The organism is Cupriavidus sp. CPT47-8839-RL05A (assembly GCF_058792255.1).
The window spans coordinates 22,013-38,317 of sequence record NZ_JBYTEG010000025.1; the positions used below are offsets into that span (position 1 = coordinate 22,013).

Annotated in this window: 16 protein-coding genes and 1 tRNA gene; 1 reads left to right on the top strand and 16 read right to left on the bottom strand. The window is 64.9% G+C overall.

Annotated features, from left to right (window positions below; genetic code table 11):
* Window positions 1-87: 87 nt before the first annotated feature.
* From AC3WVS_RS26055 to AC3WVS_RS26105, 11 genes are all read right to left on the bottom strand, one after another.
* The gene (locus tag AC3WVS_RS26055; RefSeq protein ID WP_492320917.1) at window positions 88-1,341 is read right to left on the bottom strand and encodes an NADH-quinone oxidoreductase subunit D; all 1,254 of its coding nucleotides are present in this window, start codon (window positions 1,339-1,341) and stop codon (window positions 88-90) included.
* Window positions 1,342-1,350: 9 nt separating this feature from the next.
* The gene (locus AC3WVS_RS26060) at window positions 1,351-1,947 is read right to left on the bottom strand and encodes an NADH-quinone oxidoreductase subunit C (RefSeq protein ID WP_010809130.1); all 597 of its coding nucleotides are present in this window, start codon (window positions 1,945-1,947) and stop codon (window positions 1,351-1,353) included.
* Window position 1,948: 1 nt separating this feature from the next.
* Window positions 1,949-2,431 carry a NuoB/complex I 20 kDa subunit family protein gene (locus AC3WVS_RS26065; protein ID WP_008643342.1) on the bottom strand — a complete coding sequence of 161 codons (483 nt, stop codon included), beginning with the start codon at window positions 2,429-2,431 and terminating at the stop codon, window positions 1,949-1,951.
* 6 nt (window positions 2,432-2,437) lie between these two features.
* Window positions 2,438-2,797, bottom strand: coding sequence for an NADH-quinone oxidoreductase subunit A (locus AC3WVS_RS26070; protein WP_010809131.1), 360 nt, complete (start codon window positions 2,795-2,797; stop codon window positions 2,438-2,440).
* Window positions 2,798-2,963: 166 nt separating this feature from the next.
* Window positions 2,964-3,048, bottom strand: a tRNA-Leu gene (locus AC3WVS_RS26075).
* Between the two features lie 187 nt (window positions 3,049-3,235).
* On the bottom strand, window positions 3,236-3,610 hold the full coding sequence (secG, locus tag AC3WVS_RS26080; RefSeq protein WP_010809132.1) for a preprotein translocase subunit SecG: 375 nt from the start codon (window positions 3,608-3,610) through the stop codon (window positions 3,236-3,238).
* Between the two features lie 63 nt (window positions 3,611-3,673).
* Complete coding sequence (tpiA, locus tag AC3WVS_RS26085; protein ID WP_492320918.1) at window positions 3,674-4,411, bottom strand: triose-phosphate isomerase; 738 nt, start codon at window positions 4,409-4,411, stop codon at window positions 3,674-3,676.
* 114 nt (window positions 4,412-4,525) lie between these two features.
* Window positions 4,526-5,530 (bottom strand): NAD(P)H-quinone oxidoreductase, encoded by a 1,005-nt coding sequence (locus tag AC3WVS_RS26090; protein ID WP_492320919.1) that lies wholly within the window; start codon window positions 5,528-5,530, stop codon window positions 4,526-4,528.
* A gap of 184 nt (window positions 5,531-5,714) precedes the next feature.
* Window positions 5,715-7,886: a polyribonucleotide nucleotidyltransferase gene (pnp, locus tag AC3WVS_RS26095; protein WP_492320920.1), complete on the bottom strand. Its 2,172-nt coding sequence runs from the start codon at window positions 7,884-7,886 to the stop codon at window positions 5,715-5,717.
* Between the two features lie 451 nt (window positions 7,887-8,337).
* Window positions 8,338-8,607: a 30S ribosomal protein S15 gene (rpsO, locus tag AC3WVS_RS26100; protein ID WP_010809136.1), complete on the bottom strand. Its 270-nt coding sequence runs from the start codon at window positions 8,605-8,607 to the stop codon at window positions 8,338-8,340.
* A 173-nt stretch (window positions 8,608-8,780) separates the two neighbouring features.
* The gene (locus AC3WVS_RS26105) at window positions 8,781-10,037 is read right to left on the bottom strand and encodes a branched-chain amino acid ABC transporter substrate-binding protein (protein WP_492320921.1); all 1,257 of its coding nucleotides are present in this window, start codon (window positions 10,035-10,037) and stop codon (window positions 8,781-8,783) included.
* Between the two features lie 202 nt (window positions 10,038-10,239).
* Here AC3WVS_RS26105 and AC3WVS_RS26110 point away from each other — a divergent pair, with 202 nt between their 5' ends.
* Window positions 10,240-10,767 (top strand): hypothetical protein, encoded by a 528-nt coding sequence (locus tag AC3WVS_RS26110; RefSeq protein ID WP_492320922.1) that lies wholly within the window; start codon window positions 10,240-10,242, stop codon window positions 10,765-10,767.
* 98 nt (window positions 10,768-10,865) lie between these two features.
* Here AC3WVS_RS26110 and AC3WVS_RS26115 read toward each other — a convergent pair whose 3' ends face one another.
* The 5 genes from AC3WVS_RS26115 to ilvC all read right to left on the bottom strand — a co-directional run bounded on the left by AC3WVS_RS26115 (window position 10,866) and on the right by ilvC (window position 16,212).
* The gene (locus tag AC3WVS_RS26115; RefSeq protein ID WP_010809139.1) at window positions 10,866-12,407 is read right to left on the bottom strand and encodes a 2-isopropylmalate synthase; all 1,542 of its coding nucleotides are present in this window, start codon (window positions 12,405-12,407) and stop codon (window positions 10,866-10,868) included.
* Window positions 12,408-12,745: 338 nt separating this feature from the next.
* Window positions 12,746-13,249: a peptidoglycan-binding protein LysM gene (gene lysM / locus AC3WVS_RS26120; protein ID WP_492320923.1), complete on the bottom strand. Its 504-nt coding sequence runs from the start codon at window positions 13,247-13,249 to the stop codon at window positions 12,746-12,748.
* Window positions 13,250-13,373: 124 nt separating this feature from the next.
* Window positions 13,374-14,273, bottom strand: a complete 900-nt coding sequence (gene pssA / locus AC3WVS_RS26125; RefSeq protein ID WP_492320924.1) for a CDP-diacylglycerol--serine O-phosphatidyltransferase — start codon at window positions 14,271-14,273, stop codon at window positions 13,374-13,376.
* 25 nt (window positions 14,274-14,298) lie between these two features.
* Window positions 14,299-14,949 carry a phosphatidylserine decarboxylase gene (locus AC3WVS_RS26130; RefSeq protein ID WP_492320925.1) on the bottom strand — a complete coding sequence of 217 codons (651 nt, stop codon included), beginning with the start codon at window positions 14,947-14,949 and terminating at the stop codon, window positions 14,299-14,301.
* A 246-nt stretch (window positions 14,950-15,195) separates the two neighbouring features.
* A complete protein-coding gene (gene ilvC, locus AC3WVS_RS26135; RefSeq protein WP_010809143.1) occupies window positions 15,196-16,212 on the bottom strand; it encodes a ketol-acid reductoisomerase in 1,017 nt (338 codons plus the stop codon).
* Window positions 16,213-16,305: the final 93 nt, after the last annotated feature.

Genomic DNA, 16,305 nt, shown 5'->3' on the forward strand with positions numbered 1-16,305 from the left:
CCGGTCCGCCGCGGGTCTTCCGCCCGCTCCCCCTTGGGGAGCGCCGCGGAAAGCGCCCGGATCGTCGTCCGGGCCGGCGGTCCGTGATTAGCGGTCGATCTCGCCGAAGACGATGTCTTGCGTGCCGATGATCGTTACCGCGTCAGCAATCATGTGTCCCTTGGCCATTTCGTCGAGCGCGGCCAGGTGGGGGAAACCAGGTGCACGGATCTTCAGGCGGTACGGCTTGTTGGCCCCGTCCGAGATCGCGTAGATGCCAAATTCGCCCTTCGGATGCTCCACCGCTGCATATGCTTCGCCTTCCGGCACGTGCATGCCTTCGGTGAACAGCTTGAAGTGGTGGATCAGTTCTTCCATGTTGGACTTCATGTCCACGCGCGAGGGCGGCGCCACCTTGTGGTTGTCGGTGATCACCGGGCCCGGGTTACGGCGCAGCCATTCCACGCACTGCTTGATGATGCGGTTGGACTGGCGCATCTCTTCCACGCGCACCAGGTAGCGCGCGTAGCAGTCACCGCCCACGCCCACCGGCACGTCGAAGTCCAGCTTGTCGTACACCTCGTACGGCTGCTTCTTGCGCAGGTCCCACTCGATGCCGGAGCCACGCAGCATCGGGCCGGTAAAGCCCATCTGCAGCGCACGTTCCGGGCTGACCACGCCGATATCCACCAGGCGCTGCTTCCAGATCCGGTTGTCGGTCAGCAGCGTCTCGTATTCGTCGACGTACTTCGGGAACCGGTTGGTGAAGTCCTCGATGAAGTCCAGCAGCGAGCCCGAACGCGCCTCGTTCATGGCCTTGATCGCGCGCTCGTTGTGTACCTTGGAGGCACGATATTGCGGCATCGTGTCAGGCAGGTCGCGGTAGACGCCGCCCGGACGGTAGTAGGCCGCGTGCATGCGCGCGCCCGACACCGCCTCGTACATGTCGAACATGTCCTCGCGCTCGCGGAAGGCGTACAGGAACACCGCCATCGCGCCCACGTCCAGCGCGTGCGAGCCGATCCACATCAGGTGGTTCAGCAGGCGGGTGATCTCGTCGAACATCACGCGGATGTACTGCGCGCGCACCGGCACTTCCAGGCCCAGCAGGCGCTCGATCGCCATCACGTAGGCGTGCTCGTTGACCATCATCGACACATAGTCGAGTCGGTCCATGTACGGCACGCTCTGGATCCAGGTCTTCTGCTCGGCCAGCTTCTCGGTGGCACGGTGCAGCAGGCCGATATGGGGGTCGGCGCGCTGGATGACTTCGCCGTCCAGCTCCAGCACCAGGCGCAGCACGCCGTGCGCTGCCGGGTGTTGCGGGCCGAAGTTCAGGGTGTAGTTCTTGATGTCTGCCATGGCGCGTTATCAGTGCAAGCCGCCGTAGTTGTCCTCGCGGATCACGCGCGGGGTGATTTCGCGCGGCTCGATCGTGACCGGCTGGTAGATGACCCGCTTCTGCTCCGGGTCGTAGCGCATCTCGACGAAGCCCGAAACCGGGAAATCCTTGCGGAACGGATGGCCGACGAAACCGTAGTCGGTCAGGATGCGGCGCAGGTCCGGATGGCCGTCGAACACGATGCCGTAGAAATCGAAGGCTTCACGCTCGAACCAGTTGACGCCGTTCCACACGTCGATCAGCGACGGCAGCACCGGGAAATCATCGTCCGGGGCGAACACGCGCACGCGCAGGCGCCAGTTGTGGGTGATCGACAGCAGCTGCGAAACCGCGGCAAAGCGCAGGCCGTCCCAGGCACCGTCGCCGTACTCGGAATAGTCCACGCCGCACAGGTCGATCAGCTGCTCGAAGCGCAGCGACGGATCGTCGCGCAGGATGCGGGCAACTTCGAGGTAGTCGTCGGCCTTGACGATCAGCGTCAGTTCGCCGGTCGCCTCGATCAGGTTCTGCACGCGCTTGCCGAGAGCTTTCTCGAGCGCGGCCTTCAGGATGTCAAGCTTCGCCATTTCAGCCCTTGCGCGCGATGGTGTTGGTGCGCTTGATCTTGTTCTGCAGCTGGATCACGCCGTAGATCAGCGCCTCGGCCGTCGGCGGGCAGCCCGGCACGTAGATATCCACCGGCACGATGCGGTCGCAGCCACGCACCACCGAGTACGAGTAGTGGTAGTAGCCGCCGCCATTGGCGCACGAGCCCATCGAGATCACCCAGCGCGGTTCTGCCATCTGGTCGTAGACCTTGCGCAGCGCGGGGGCCATCTTGTTGCACAGCGTGCCGGCCACGATCATCACGTCCGACTGGCGCGGCGACGGGCGGAAAATCACGCCGAAGCGGTCCATGTCGTAGCGCGCGGCGCCGGCATGCATCATTTCCACGGCACAGCAGGCCAGGCCGAAGGTCATCGGCCACAGCGACCCGGTGCGGGTCCAGTTGATCAGCTTGTCAGCGGTTGTCGTGACAAAGCCTTCGTTGAGAACGCCTTCGATTGCCATTTCACATCACTCCCAATCGAGCGCGCCCTTTTTCCAGATGTAGACGAAGCCCACGATGAATTCCAGCAGAAACACGCCCATGGCGATGAAACCCGGCCAGCCGATATCGCGCAGGGCGACACCCCACGGAAACAGGAAGGCGGTTTCGAGGTCGAACAGGATAAACAGGATGGCGATGAGGTAGTAGCGCACATCGAACTTCATGCGCGCGTCCTCGAACGCTTCGAAGCCGCACTCGTACGGCGACAGCTTCGCGGGATCGGGCTTGTTCGGACCGAGGATCCGACCGATCGACATCAGCGCCACGCCAAGCACGACACCGAAGATGATGAAGATGAGAACGGGGAAGTAGGCTTCGAGATTCAAGGTACGGCCAGCCTTATCTGGAATGTTGTCAACAGCACCAGCTGAAGCGGCGTCCTGTTGCCCACCCCAGGCGCTAAGCCATGAGCCTCATGGCGCGCCGCCTTGCGGACTGCCGGAGCCCCACGCTCGGGTGCATTGCCCGGCCAGGGACTCCGATCAAGTTGTTTGGTGCCGACGGCGAGACTCGAACTCGCACAGCTTTCGCCACTACCCCCTCAAGATAGCGTGTCTACCAATTTCACCACGTCGGCTGGGGGAGAAACAATATTGCCTGGCGCCGGGTTTTCAGGCCCTTCAGGTCCGTTGCAGAGGCTTACGTCTTTGCTCGGAACCCATCGCTGGGGAATCGTTTCAAGCCTTGCATTCTAACCTAGATTTCTTGCTTTGTTCAACGCACAACTGCAAAAAAACTCAGGAATCCGCCGCAAGGCTTACGGATTATTTCGGTACAGCGGGAGCTGCCGGCGCCGATGCATCAGCGGCCGCTGCCGGGGCTGCAGCGGGAGCCGAAGCACCTGCCACTGCGGGCGCCGAAGCCGGCGCCGCGCCCATCACGCCCAGCGATGCAGCCGGCTTGTAGTTGCCCAGCAGCGTTAGCGCCAGCGTGCAGACGAAGAACAGCGTGGCCAGCACGGCGGTGGTGCGCGACAGGAAGTTTGCCGAGCCGGTGGCACCGAACAGGCTGCCCGAGGCGCCCGAACCGAATGCCGCGCCGACATCGGCGCCCTTGCCATGCTGGATCAGCACCAGGCCAATCACGCCCAGCGCCGACAACACCTGCAGCACCACCAACAAAGTCTTGAAGATTGCCATTTGATTTAGATAAGCCTTACTGGCTGGTTACTTGCCTGATCGGTCGATCGGAACGGCCGGCATTCAGGCGTTGCCGATCGCGAGAAAATCTTCCGACTTCAGCGAGGCGCCGCCAATCAGGCCCCCGTCGATATCGGTCATGGAAAACAGTTCGGCCGCATTGTCCGGCTTGACGCTGCCGCCGTACAGGATGGCCATGCGCTCGGCCACACCCGCGTCGCGCGCGGCAACCTGGCCACGCAGGAACGCGTGCACCGCCTGCGCCTGCTCGCTGGTGGCGGTCTTGCCAGTGCCGATCGCCCAGACCGGCTCATAGGCCAGCACCACGCGGCTCAGCTGCTCCACCGTCAGCGCGTCCAGCACGGCCTGCAGCTGCCTGCCGACCACCGCTTCGGTTTCGCCCGCGTCGCGCTGGGCCAGGGTTTCACCCACGCAGACTACCGGGACGATGCCGAATTCCAGCGCGCGCAGCGCCTTCGCCGCCACGGTCTGGTCGGTTTCGCCATGATAGATGCGGCGCTCCGAGTGGCCGACCAGCACATAAGTGCAGCCAAACTCACCCACCATCGATGCCGCGACTTCACCGGTGAAGGCGCCGCGCGCCTCTGCCGACACATCTTGTGCACCCCAGGCCACTTGCGAGCCATTCAGCAACGCCTGGCATTGTGCAAGATAGGGGAACGGCGCGCAGACCGCCAGCGTCGCCTTGGCCGCGCCAGCCTTGATGCCCTCCAGCAGCGCCGCGTTTGCAGCCAGACTGCCATGCATCTTCCAATTGCCGATGACGAGCTTTTGTCTCACGAAGTGCCCCTCCCAAATCAAACCCGCTATTGTAGCTTGTGGCGGGGGCACGGCGCTACCGCCGCCCGATGGCGGCGGGCGGCAGCATTGGCCACATGCAACGGTCGATGTGCCTTACCAGGTCAGCACGATCTTGCCGATATGCTCGCTTGACTCCATCAGGCGATGCGCATCGGCCGCCTGCGCGGCCGGGAACACCTCGTGGATCACCGGCTTGATCTTGCCGGCGGCCAGCAGCGGCCACACCTGCTCGTGCAGTGCCGCGGCAATCTTGCCCTTGAACGATGCCGGGCGCGGACGCAGCGTGGAGCCGGTCACGGTGATGCGCCGGCGCAGGATATCGCCCAGCGGGATCTCGGCCTTGGCGCCGCCCAGCAGCGCAATGATGACGATGCGGCCATCGTCGGCGATGCACTTCAGCTCGCGCGCCAGGTACGGGCCGGCAACCATGTCGAGGATCACGTCGACACCGTTGCCGCCGGTCAGCGCCGACACCTCGGCGACGAAGTCCTGCGTCTTGTAGTTGATCGCGCGGTCGGCGCCCAGGTCTTCGCAGGCCTTGCATTTCTCATCGGTGCCGGCGGTGACGAACACCTTGTAGCCCAGCGCCTTGGCGATCTGGATCGCGGTCGTGCCGATGCCGCTGGAGCCGCCCTGGATCAGCAGGGTCTCATCCTTGCCGCGCGGGCCCTGGCCCAGGCAGCCGCGGTCGAACACATTGCTCCAGACGGTGAAGAAGGTCTCGGGCAGCGCCGCGGCCTCGATATCGCTCAGGCCTTGCGGCGCGGGCAGGACCTGCGCCAGCGGCGCCGTGCACAGCTGTGCGTAGCCGCCGCCCCGCACCAGCGCGCAGACGCGGTCGCCCACCTTCAGGCCGAAGCGGTTGTCGGCATGCGACAGGTCGCCGCCCACCACCACGCCCGCCACTTCCAGGCCGGGCAGGTCCGAAGCACCCGGCGGCACCGGGTAGTTGCCGGTGCGCTGGAATACGTCCGGACGGTTGACACCGGCGGCAGCCACGCGGATCAGGACCTCGCCCGCACCCGCAACCGGGTCGGGACGCTCGGTCAGCTGGAGGACTTCGGGGGCACCGTATTCGCGGATTTCGATGGCTTGCATGCTGCTCTGCTCCTTGTACTTGTCTTGGCGCGGGTCGACGATGCATCGCGCCAGGGTCGGTGTGAGCCTTGGCTCGATAGGGTTGCCGGCAGTGTAAACAAAAAAACGACTGGACATCGTCCAGCCGTTTTTTTGGCGGCGCCACCTTGCGGCGGCACCTGCGGGCAATCCTGCCCCGCTGGCTTTACTGCTGTTCCGAGCCTTCGGCCGGAGCCGCCGGCGCGGCGGCTTCGCCGGCGTTGATCGGGCTGATGCTGCCGCCCTCTTCGGCCAGCGCGGCCTTCAGCGACAGGCGCAGGCGGCCCTTCTCGTCAGCCTGGATCAGCTTGACGCGGACTTGCTGGCCTTCCTTCAGCCAGTCCTTGATGTCCTTGACACGCTCGTTGACGATTTCCGAGATGTGCAGCAGGCCATCCTTGCCCGGCAGGATGTTGACGATGGCGCCGAAGTCCAGCAGCTTCAGCACGGTGCCGGCGTAGATCTTGCCCACTTCGGCTTCCGCGGTGATGCCCTCGATGCGGCGCTTGGCTTCGGCCATGCCGTCGGTCGAGGTCGACGCGATCGTGATCGTGCCGTCTTCCTGGATGTCGATGGTGGTGCCGGTTTCCTTGGTCAGCGCCTGGATGGTCGAGCCGCCCTTGCCGATCACTTCGCGGATCTTGTCCGGATGGATCTTCATGGTGATCATGCGCGGAGCGTGCGCCGACAGTTCGGTGCGGGCGTGGCCCATCGCTTCCTGCATCTTGTGCAGGATGTGCAGGCGGCCTTCACGGGCCTGCGCCAGCGCGACCTGCATGATCTCCTTGGTGATGCCCTGGACCTTGATGTCCATCTGCAGCGCGGTGATGCCGTTGTCGGTACCCGCCACCTTGAAGTCCATGTCGCCCAGGTGATCTTCATCGCCCAGGATGTCGGTCAGCACGGCAAACTTGTTGCCTTCCAGGATCAGGCCCATGGCCACGCCGGCCACGTGCGCCTTGACCGGAACGCCGGCGTCCATCAGCGCCAGGCAGCCGCCGCAGACCGAAGCCATCGACGACGAGCCGTTGGATTCGGTGATTTCCGAAACCAGGCGGATGGTGTAGGCGAATTCATCGTCCTTCGGCAGCACCGGGATCAGCGCGCGCTTGGCCAGGCGGCCGTGGCCGATTTCACGGCGCTTCGGGCTGCCCACGCGGCCGGTTTCACCGGTGGCGAACGGGGGCATGTTGTAGTGGAGCATGAAGCGGTCGCGGTATTCGCCGGCCAGTGCGTCGATGATCTGCTCGTCGCTCTTGGTGCCGAGCGTGGCCACCACCAGCGCCTGCGTTTCACCACGGGTGAACAGCGCCGAGCCGTGCGCGCGCGGCAGCACCGACGAGCGGATCTCGATCGGGCGCACCGTGCGGGTGTCGCGCCCGTCGATACGCGGCTCGCCGGCCAGCACCTGGCCGCGCACGATCTTGGCTTCCAGGTCGAACATGATGTTGCCGACTTCCACCTTGTCGGCTTCCACGCCGGCGGCTGCCAGCGCGGCCGCCACGTTGGCGTTTACTTCCTTCAGCTTCTGGCTGCGGGCCGACTTCTGGCGCAACTGGTAGGCTTCCTGCAGCAGCGGCAGTGCAACTTCGGTGACCTTGGCGATCAGCGGCTCGTTCTTGGCGGCCGGGGCCCAGTCCCACTCGGGCTTGCCGCCTTCGCGCACCAGCTCATGGATGGCGTTGATCGCGATCTGCATTTGCTCGTGGCCATAGACCACGGCGCCCAGCATGACGTCTTCCGACAGCTGGTTGGCTTCCGATTCCACCATCAGCACGGCGCGCTCGGTACCGGCGACCACCAGGTCCAGGTCCGAGGTGGCGAGCTGCGAGCGGGTCGGGTTGAGCAGGTACTGGCCATCCTTGTAGCCCACGCGCGCGGCGCCAACCGGGCCGTTGAACGGGATGCCCGACACGGCCAGCGCGGCCGACGCGCCGATCAGCGCGGGAATGTCAGCGGGCACTTCCGGGTTCAGCGACACCACGTGGATCACCACCTGGACGTCATTGTAGAAGCCTTCCGGGAACAGCGGGCGCAGCGGACGGTCGATCAGGCGCGAGGTCAGGGTCTCGTTTTCCGACGGACGGCCTTCACGCTTGAAGAAGCCGCCGGGGATCTTGCCGGCTGCGTAGGTCTTCTCGATGTAGTCGACGGTCAGCGGGAAGAAGTCCTGGCCCGGCTTCGGGCTCTTGGCGGCGACCACGGTCGCCAGCACCACGGTGTCTTCCACATCGACCAGCACGGCACCGCCGGCCTGGCGGGCGATTTCGCCGGTTTCCATGCGGACCGTGTGCTGGCCCCACTGGAATTCCTTGACGATCTTGTTGAACATGGACATGTGCATTCCTTGGCTTGCGTGCAGGCCGCGCAATCACGCAATAACACGCGCACGGCCTGCGACGCCTGCGTTCTCAGCCGCAGGCAAACTGCCGGGTCGCCGGTCGCAGTCGCAGGGAAGTGCTATGCCATTCCAGCGCGGCACCGGCGTTGCCGATGCCGTGCTGGAATGACACAAAGCCCTGTTTCTTTGGCCGGTCCGGGGTATTGAAAACAGAAAAAAGAACAACTTACTCCGTTGCGCAGCTTGCTGCAACGGGCGCCCGGTGAATCAGAATGTCCGCCGGGCGGCGTGAAGCGAAAATCACTCCATCATCTGCCTGCATCGCTGGACAAGGCGGATTCACCCCGCCAGAAATGCAAAATGCCTGCCCCAGCATTGCTGAAGCAGGCATCGAGGCCTCACGCGAAACCGTGCAAACCCTGGAATCGCGCTGCCATCGGGCGCAACCTTACTTGCGCAGGCCCAGCTTTTCGATCAGGGCGCGGTAACGGTCGGCGTCGTTGGACTTGAGGTAGTCCAGCAGGCGGCGACGGCGGCTCACCATGCGCAGCAGACCGCGGCGGCTGTGGTGATCCTTCATGTTGGCCTTGAAGTGCGGGGTCAGTTCGTTGATGCGGGTGGTCAGCAGGGCCACTTGCACTTCGGGGCTGCCAGTGTCGTTGGCGCCACGTGCGAACTGCTTGATGACTTCGGACTTGTTGATATCGGCAACTGCCATGATGATTTCCTTTCACTTGCGAACGCTACAGCGCGGGATGCGCCGCATGCGTCGTGCCATGTTTTGACTGGCTACCGCCGCCACCGGGCCAACGGCCAGGCAACGACAGCCGCGGATTATAGCCGAAAAGCCGCGGCAGGAATACCGGGCGGCCCGCGCAGGCGCGCTGGCGCTCAGGGGCGCTCCATCCGGCACGTGGTCGGCAGCGTGGTCTGCGCGGCCTTGAGCTTGCGCACGGTACGGAAGCCATAACCCGAGCCCTCGTTGTCGAAGCGCACTGCCCCGCCCTGGCGCTCCATCACGGACACGTACAGCGGCTGCAGCACCTGGTGGTCGTCGGCGCGCACGGTGGCCTCGTGGAACTGGTTGACGTAGCGCATGTTCTCGAGCGCGCGCGCCACCTTGACCGCATCGGTGGAACCGGCCTGCTCGATCGCGCGCGCCAGCATTTCCACCATCATCTGCATGCGCAGGTGCACGTAGTCGTCCTTCGGCTCCGGATAGCGCGCGCGGAACTGCTGGTAGAACGCGTCCGACGCCGCCCCGCCCACGTTCGGGTGCCACTCGGCCACCGCCAGCACGCGGCCCACGCCGGCATCGCCCATCGCCGCGGGCGCGCCCAGGCCATTGCCGTAGAAGGTGTAGAACTTGGCCTGCAGGCCGCCTTCGCGCGCGGCCTTGACCATCAGCGTCAGGTCGTTGCCCCAGTTGCCGGTGATGACCGCGTCCGCCCCGCTCGCCTTGATCTTGGCGATATAGGGCGCAAAGTCCTTGATCTTGCCGATCGGGTGGAACTCGTCGCCCACGATCTGGATGTCCGGCCGGCGCGCCGCCAGCATCTCGCGCGCCGAGCGCGACACCTGGTGGCCGAAGCTGTAGTCCTGGTCGATCAGGTAGACGCGGCGCACGGCCTGGTCCTGGCGGATCACCTCGGTCAGCGCCTGCATGCGCATATCGGCGCTGGCGTCGAAACGGAAGTGCCAGAAGCTGCAGTTCTCGTTGGTCAGGCTGGGATCGACCGCCGAGTAATTCAGGAACAGCGCGCGCGCGTCGGGCTGGCGCGCATTGTGGCGGTTGATGGCCGACACCAGCGCGCCGGCCACGGCCGAGCTGTTGCCCTGCAGGACAAAGGGAATGCGCTTGTCGGTCAGGGCCCGCAACTGGATCAGGCTCTCGTCGACATTGCCCTTGCTGTCAAAGGTGACCAGCTCCATGGGCCGCGCACCCTCTGCGGTCTTCACGCCGCCGCGCGCATTGATGCGCTCGATCGCCAGGCGCAGGTTGCGCGTCACGGCTTCGCCTGCGTTGGCAAACGGGCCGGACAACCCGTCGATCATGCCCAGCCGGATCGGCTCTTGAGCTGACGCGCCCGCCGCGGCCGCCAGCAACAACCCGCCCAGCCATCCACGCCACCGTCCCGCAACCTTCATGTTCTCTCCCGGAAAGCGCAGGATAGTACGGCAGCGACCGGTTGCGGGCAAATGCCACCGGGCCCGATCATTGGTGCCGTTTCCGCGAGGAAAGCGCCAGGTTGCGCGAAGATCCACCGAAAAGCAGCGCCCGGCGCACACAAGCGCGGAGGCCGCACTACACTTGCGGTATTCACCATCCACGCATTGACCGAGGTTCGCCATGAATTCTGTCATCGCCAACGGCGCGCGCCGGCTCTTGCTGGCGCTGGGCGCCGCCATGCTGTCTGCCTGCACCACGCTGATGCCGGTACCGGAAGGCACCAAGCTGGTGGGCCAGCCGCAGGCCGCAGTACAGGCCGCGTTCGGGCCGCCCACCGATGTGTTCCAGCTGCGCGACGGTACCTCGCGCTGGATCTACACCAAGCAGCCGCTAGGCCAGTACGCCTATGGCGCCGACTTCGACCGCAACGGCAACCTGACCCGCTTCAGCAATGTGCTGTCCACGCTGGAACTGTACAAGGCGCAGGTCGGCACCTGGACCAGGCAGGATGTGGCCGAGCATTTCGGCATGACGCGCCTGCCGGTCGAGTACTACCCACTGATGCGGCGCGAGGTCTGGTCCTACCGCTTCCGCCATGAAGACGTGTGGCCGTCGCTGTACCACTTCTATTTCGACGACGCCGGCATCCTGCGCCAGACCCAGATCACGCCCGACCCGATGTACGACCCCGACGAGCGCCGCCGCTGAGCCATGAAAAAAGCCCGCCATCCCCGGGTCGGGAATGGCGGGCCTGGTCCGGACGCTCAGGCCGGGTAAGCCTTCCGCCGTCTACGCAGGGGCCTCGGTCAGATCTGCGGATTGATCTTTTGCACAGCCTTGTCGTGCAGCTTGTTCAGCGCGGCCAGGTAGGCTTTGGCCGAGGCGGCGACGATATCCGGGTCGGTGCCCACGCCGTTGACGATGCGGCCGGCCTTGGACAGGCGCACGGTGACTTCGCCCTGGGCCTCGGTGCCGCCGGTGATGGCATTCACCGAATAGAGCACCATCTCTGCGCCGCTGGACACGCGTGATTCAATCGCATGCAGGGTGGCGTCGACCGGGCCGTTGCCCTCGCCCTCGCCGCTCTGCTCCTGGCCGTCCATGCTGAACACCACGCGCGCATGCGGGCGCTCACCGGTCTCGGAGCGCTGCGACAGCGAGATAAAGCGGAAGTGCTCGTTGGCATCGTGCTGGGCCTCGTTCGAGACGATGGCGACGATGTCCTCGTCGAAGATCTCGGCCTTCTGGTCGGCCAATTCCTTGAAGCGGGTGAAGGCGGCGTTGACTTCGGTCTCGCTCTCGAGCTCGATGCCCAGTTCCTGCAGGCGCTGCTTGAAGGCGTTGCGGCCCGACAGCTTGCCCAGCACGATCTTGTTGGCGCTCCAGCCCACATCCTCCGCGCGCATGATCTCGTAGGTGTCGCGCGCCTTGAGCACGCCATCCTGGTGGATGCCCGAGGCATGCGCGAAGGCATTGGCGCCCACCACGGCCTTGTTCGGCTGCACCACGAAACCGGTGATCTGCGACACCAGCTTCGAGGCCGGCACGATCTGCGTGGTATCCACGCCGATATCGAGGTCGAAATAGTCGCGGCGGGTCTTCACCGCCATCACCACTTCTTCCAGGCTGGTGTTGCCGGCGCGCTCGCCCAGGCCGTTGATGGTGCATTCGATCTGGCGCGCGCCGGCCATCTTGACGGCGGCCAGCGAGTTGGCCACGGCCATGCCCAGGTCGTTGTGGCAGTGCACCGACCAGATCGCCTTGTCCGAGTTGGGAATGCGCTCGCGCACCGAGCGGATCAGCTCGGCGTAGCCTTCCGGCACGGCATAGCCCACGGTATCCGGCAGGTTGATGGTGGTCGCCCCCTCGGCGATCACGCCTTCCAGCACGCGGCACAGGAAGTCCATGTCCGAGCGGCTGCCGTCTTCCGGCGAGAACTCGATATCGTCGGTGAACTGGCGCGCAAAGCGCACCGCCAGGCGGGCCTGCTGGTACACCTCGTCCGGCGTCATGCGCAGCTTCTTCTCCATGTGCAGCGCGGAGGTGGCGATGAAGGTGTGGATGCGGAACGAGTTGGCCGGCTTGAGCGCCTCGGCGGCGCGGGCAATGTCCTTGTCGTTGGCTCGGGCCAGCGAGCAGATGGTCGAGTCCTTGACCACCTGCGCGATCGAGCGGATGGCCTCGAAGTCGCCGTTGGAGCTCGCCGCGAAACCGGCCTCGATCACATCGACCTTCAGGCGTTCCAGCTGGCGTGCGATGCGGATCTTTTCCTCGCGGGTCATCGAGGCGCCGGGCGACTGCTCGCCGTCACGCAAGGTGGTGTCGAAAATGATGAGTTTGTCAGACATTTTGTGGAGCTCCTGATTGCTTGTCGTGTGCTGTCCCCGGCATGCTGCGTCCGGGGCCTACCGCCTGTTCCGCGCTCCACGGCTGTGGAATGCAAAACGCCCCGGCGTGCATGGAGCAGGCCGGGGCGTTGGAAAAATTCCTTGCGGATGTCGCGCTAAGGGGTAAGTCCGTCCTTAGCGCGCGCGCGTCCCGACCTGATGGCCTAGTAGGCCACCTAGGGTGGTGGTGCGGGCGATTAGGACTTGGCGCGAAATCATGCCAGCGACTATAGCCGAGTTGGCGCGCCCGTGCAATACAGGGTTTAGCCCATATTGCCCGGACGCGCCAGCGGCACGGATCAGCCCTTGGGCGGAATGCGCAGCTTCTGGCCCGGGTAGATCTTGTCCGGGTGGCTCAGCATCGGCTTGTTGGCCTCGAAGATCTTGTTGTACTCGGCACCGTTGCCGTAAGCAGCCTGGGCGACCGCCCACAGCGTGTCGCCCTTGACCACGGTATGCCAGCTCGATTCCGCGGATTCGACGTTGACCGACATCTTGTCCTCGACCTTGTCCACGCCCTCGACGTTGCCGGCGCACAGGATGATCTTCTCGCGCGTGGCCTGGTCCGGTGCCACGCCGAACACCGTGACCAGCCCCTGCGAGCCGTCCACCTGCACCATCAGCCCGGTGGCATCCAGACCCATCTTCCGGATGTAGCCCTCGATCGCATCGCCCGCGGCGCGATTGGCCGCATCGACCTTCTCCGCCGACGCATCCGCCGCGGCGGCCTCTTGCGCGGCCTTGGCCTCGCCCGTGCCGAACAGCTTTTCTCCCGCTTCCTTGATGAAGTCGAACATGCCCATGACATCCTCCTGACGGTGAGTGGAAAACACTGCAGAGTGCCACGCCTCGATGGCCGCGGCATGAAAACAATTGTGAACCCGGAAATGCATGAAGGGCGCCTGAGCGCCCTTCTGCCTGAAGCGTCTATGAAGCCTTGGCGCCGTTCTCGCGCTGCTTCTTCTCGATGGCCGGCTTGCCGTGCATCGCCCGCCAGGCCCATAGCACATAGCCCGAGATCGCATAGGCCACGAACAGGCCGAACAGCGCCACCGGCGGATCGGTGGACACCACCACGAACAGCACCAGGACCAGCACCATCATGCCGAACGGCACGCGGTAGCGAACGTCAAGCGCCTTGCCGCTGTAGAACGGCGCGTTGGACACCATCGACAGGCCGGCGTACAGCGTGATGCCGAACGCCACCCACGGCATCCACAGCTCCTTGACCGGCAGCTTGTTGTCGATCACCAGCCAGACGAAGCCCGCGACCAGCGCGGCGGCGGCCGGGCTGGGCAGGCCTTGGAAGAAGCGCTTGTCTACCACGCCGATGTTGGCGTTGAAGCGCGCCAGGCGCAGCGCCGCGCAGGTGCAGTAGACAAAGGCTGCGATCCACCCCCACTTGCCCAGGTCATGCAGGATCCACTCATACATCACCAGCGCCGGCGCAACCCCGAAAGAGGTCATGTCCGACAGCGAGTCATACTGCTCGCCAAACGCACTCTGCGTATTGGTGATGCGCGCCACGCGCCCGTCCATGCCGTCCAGCACCATCGCCGCGAAGATGGCAATGGCCGCCGCATCGAAGCGCATGTTCATGGCCTGGACGATGGCGAAGAAACCCGCGAACAGCGCCGCGGTGGTGAACGCGTTGGGCAGCAGGTAGATGCCGCGCCGGCGCGGACGCTGGTAGACGATGTCGTGGTCGTCGGCGGTTTCGTCGTCGAAGTCATCGTCGGCGCCGCGCAGCTGGTTATGGCGGAACGGCCGCAGGTGGGTCACGTTGCCGCTGCTGCTGCGCTTGTTACGTCGATGGAAGGCAACCATCACAGTCCTCCGGTCAGGCTGTCGCTCACTTCACGTCGAGTTCGGCGAGGATGGTCGACGAGGCCGATACCTTCTCGCCGATGGTCACGCGCGGGCGTGCATCGAGCGGCAGGTAGACGTCCACGCGCGAGCCGAAGCGGATAAAGCCGTAGCGCTGGCCGCGCGCGAGGTTGTCGCCCACCTTGGTGTAGCACAGGATGCGGCGGGCCACCAGGCCGGCCACCTGCACCAGCGTCACCAGCTGGCCGTCCGCAGCGCGCCGGATCAGCACGGCATTGCGCTCGTTCTCGACCGAGGCCTTGTCCATGTCGGCGTTGACGAACTTGCCGGGGAAATATTCGACCTTCTCGACCGCGCCGTCGACCGAGACCCGGTTCGAGTGCACGTTGAAGACGTTCATGAAGACGCTGATCTTCAGCGCCTCGCGGCCGGCGTACGGGTCCTGGGTCTTTTCGACCACGACGATGCGGCCGTCCGCTGGGGCCAGCACGGCGTTGGGTTGCGACGGGATCGGGCGCGGCGGATCGCGGAAGAACTGAAGCACGAATACCGTGATGATCCACAACGGCAACGCCCACCAGAAGCCCGCGCTGGCGTGCACCAGCAGCGAGATGACAAAGGCGCCGGCCAGGAACGGCCAGCCTTCACGGGCGATCAGCGGATGAGGGTAGTTCATGCAGTACAGGTGTCGGTGGATACAAGACCATGGCAAGGCGGCGCGGCGGCGGCGATAGCCACCATCGGGCGGCGCCCCCGTGGTCGCGGAGCAGGATAATGCACGCCTTGCCCAAAGTCTGACAAGCATAACAAAAAGCCGTTCAGGTCCCGCGACTCCCCTCTGATAATAGAAGGGCGTGGCACGGAACGCTGAACGGCTTCGGCCCGCCGCCGTGCGGCGCGGGCCATCAGACAGCGATGCAGCTTAGTTCTTCGACTGGTCGACCATCTTGTTCTTGGCGATCCACGGCATCATCGCGCGCAGCTTGGCACCCACTTCCTCGATCTGGTGCTCGGCCGTCAGGCGGCGGCGCGAGATCAGCGTCGGGGCGCCGGCCTTGTTCTCCAGCAGGAAGCTCTTGGCGTACTCGCCGGTCTGGATGTCGGTCAGGCACTGCTTCATCGCCTTCTTGGTCTCTTCGGTCACCACGCGCGGGCCAGTGACGTACTCACCATATTCCGCGTTGTTGGAGATCGAGTAGTTCATGTTGGCGATGCCGCCTTCGTAGATCAGGTCGACGATCAGCTTCAGTTCGTGCAGGCACTCGAAGTAGGCCATTTCCGGCGCGTAGCCGGCTTCCACCAGGGTTTCGAAGCCAGCCTTGATCAGCTCGACGGTACCGCCGCACAGCACGGCCTGCTCGCCGAACAGGTCGGTTTCGGTTTCTTCGCGGAAGTTGGTCTCGATGATGCCGGCACGGCCGCCGCCGTTGGCGGTGGCGTACGACAGCGCGATGTCACGGGCGGCGCCGGACTTGTTCTGGTGCACGGCGATCAGGTGCGGCACGCCGCCACCTTGCGTGTACGTGGCGCGCACGGTGTGGCCCGGGGCCTTCGGCGCGATCATGATCACGTCCAGGTCGGCGCGCGGGATCACGGCACCGTAGTGCACGTTGAAGCCGTGGGCGAAGGCCAGCGCCGCGCCTTCCTTGATGTTGTCGTGCACTTCGTTCTTGTACACGTCGGCGATCTGCTCGTCCGGCAGCAGGATCATGACCACGTCGGCACCCTTGACGGCCTCGGCCACTTCCTTCACTTGCAGGCCGGCGTTGGCAGCCTTGTTCCACGACGCGCCGCTCTTGCGCAGGCCGACCGTCACATTGACGCCCGAATCCTTCAGGTTCAGCGCGTGGGCATGGCCCTGCGAGCCATAGCCGATGATGGTGACGTTCTTGCCCTTGATCAGGGAGAGGTCGGCGTCCTTGTCGTAAAACACTTTCATGATGATTCCTTCAATCTCTGTCTTTTGTATGAGGGGGGCGGCATCCTCGGACGCATCGTGTGCGTCCGGATCGCGCCGCCCCGGGGATGCTGC

Bases quoted from the DNA above. Each gene is read 5' to 3' on its own strand.
- AC3WVS_RS26055 (WP_492320917.1), bottom strand. From the start codon at position 1,341: ATGGCAGACATCAAGAACTACACCCTGAACTTCGGCCCGCAACACCCG.
- AC3WVS_RS26130 (WP_492320925.1), bottom strand. From the start codon at position 14,949: ATGAACTACCCTCATCCGCTGATCGCCCGTGAAGGCTGGCCGTTCCTG.
- rpsO (WP_010809136.1), bottom strand. From the start codon at position 8,607: ATGGCAGTTGCCGATATCAACAAGTCCGAAGTCATCAAGCAGTTCGCA.
- AC3WVS_RS26065 (WP_008643342.1), bottom strand. From the start codon at position 2,431: ATGGCAATCGAAGGCGTTCTCAACGAAGGCTTTGTCACGACAACCGCT.
- pssA (WP_492320924.1), bottom strand. From the start codon at position 14,273: ATGGTTGCCTTCCATCGACGTAACAAGCGCAGCAGCAGCGGCAACGTG.
- lysM (WP_492320923.1), bottom strand. From the start codon at position 13,249: ATGGGCATGTTCGACTTCATCAAGGAAGCGGGAGAAAAGCTGTTCGGC.
- secG (WP_010809132.1), bottom strand. From the start codon at position 3,610: ATGGCAATCTTCAAGACTTTGTTGGTGGTGCTGCAGGTGTTGTCGGCG.
- AC3WVS_RS26110 (WP_492320922.1), top strand. From the start codon at position 10,240: ATGAATTCTGTCATCGCCAACGGCGCGCGCCGGCTCTTGCTGGCGCTG.
- AC3WVS_RS26060 (WP_010809130.1), bottom strand. From the start codon at position 1,947: ATGGCGAAGCTTGACATCCTGAAGGCCGCGCTCGAGAAAGCTCTCGGC.
- ilvC (WP_010809143.1), bottom strand. From the start codon at position 16,212: ATGAAAGTGTTTTACGACAAGGACGCCGACCTCTCCCTGATCAAGGGC.
- AC3WVS_RS26105 (WP_492320921.1), bottom strand. From the start codon at position 10,037: ATGAAGGTTGCGGGACGGTGGCGTGGATGGCTGGGCGGGTTGTTGCTG.
- pnp (WP_492320920.1), bottom strand. From the start codon at position 7,886: ATGTCCATGTTCAACAAGATCGTCAAGGAATTCCAGTGGGGCCAGCAC.
- AC3WVS_RS26090 (WP_492320919.1), bottom strand. From the start codon at position 5,530: ATGCAAGCCATCGAAATCCGCGAATACGGTGCCCCCGAAGTCCTCCAG.
- AC3WVS_RS26115 (WP_010809139.1), bottom strand. From the start codon at position 12,407: ATGTCTGACAAACTCATCATTTTCGACACCACCTTGCGTGACGGCGAG.